The organism is Actinosynnema sp. NPDC023658 (genome assembly GCF_040639995.1).
GTDB lineage: Bacteria > Actinomycetota > Actinomycetes > Mycobacteriales > Pseudonocardiaceae > Actinosynnema.
Window position 1 is genome coordinate 1 of the sequence record NZ_JBFAAX010001405.1, and the last position, 1,172, is coordinate 1,172.

The following is a 1,172-nucleotide window of genomic DNA, read 5'->3' on the forward strand; positions in this document are numbered from 1 at the left end:
GGTCGGCCCACTGCGCGTCGTCCACGGTGATCAGGAGGGGCCGGGTCGCGGACAGGTCGACGGCCACCCACCACAGCGCGTGCAGCGTGCGGGCCAGTTCCGCTTCGCTCGGGTCGGCGGCCGCGGTGTCGAGCGCCCGCAACGCGTCACCGGACGGTCCGGCCAGGATCCGGTCCCGGATCTCGCCGCGGTAGCGGGACACCGACCGCTCCACCAGCTGCCGGACCACGCCCCACGCCATGGCGCTCTCCAACGCGTCACCGACGGCCTGGATGCGTCCGAACCCGCGTTGCTTGGCCAACGCCCTGGTGTCCTGCACGAGCCGGGTCTTGCCGATGCCCGCACGGCCCTCGATCACCACCACCCGGCCGTCACCGGCCGCCGCCGAGTCGAGCGCGGCCGTGATGCGCGCGAGCTCCCGGTCCCGTTCGAGGGTGCTCATCCGACCAGGCGCGACAGGCGGTCGGGGTCGCGCAGCGGACGGCCGTGGCCGAACAGCACCAGCTTCGGCCGCAGCTCGGCCAACCTGCGCATGGACGCGCGGTTCAGCTCGTCGTCGTAGGTGAGGAACTTCGGCGGCGCGGACGGTCGCAGCACGTTGAAGAACACGTCACCGCAGATCAGCACGCCGTCGTGGTCCCGCCACAGCGCGATGTGCCCCGGCGAGTGGCCGGGCACGTCCAACACGGTGAACCCGGCCACCTCGTCACCCTCCCGCAGCCCGCGGGCCACCGGGTGGGCATCGGGCATCGGCATCCGCGACATCAGCGCGGGCACGAGACCGGGGCCGGTGGCAGGCGTCGCGGTCGCGATCGCCTCGGCGTCCCGCTGCCCCGTCCACAACGGCACGTCGTACCGCTCGCACACGGTGTGGCTGGAGCCGAAGTGGTCGGGGTGCGCGTGGGTCACGACGTGCGCCGCGAGCTTGCGCCCGTCCAACTGCCGGGTGATCCGCTTGCGCGCCGAAGGCGTGCCCGCGTCCACGAGCACGTCCTCCACCAGGTAGGCGTTCACCATGTGAGGAGGACGGCCGAGCAACTGGTGGACTCCGGGAGCCAGTGGGCGCACGCCGGTGATCGTAGCGTCCACGCAGCTCAACGGGAGGAACGACGTGCTTCGGTGCAGGCCGGGCCTCCCGCTGCCCACGCTGCCTCGACCCCCTTCTCCCGGTC

General features: G+C 72.8%; 2 protein-coding genes. Both read right to left on the reverse strand.

What is annotated here, in order from left to right; genetic code table 11:
• A partial coding sequence (locus AB0G02_RS41350; protein ID WP_360806374.1) for an ATP-binding protein occupies window positions 1-442 on the reverse strand: 442 nt, incomplete at its 3' end.
• Complete coding sequence (locus AB0G02_RS41355) at window positions 439-1,068, reverse strand: MBL fold metallo-hydrolase (protein ID WP_360806377.1); 630 nt, start codon at window positions 1,066-1,068, stop codon at window positions 439-441. The genes AB0G02_RS41355 and AB0G02_RS41350, both read right to left, overlap by 4 nt.
• Window positions 1,069-1,172: the final 104 nt, after the last annotated feature.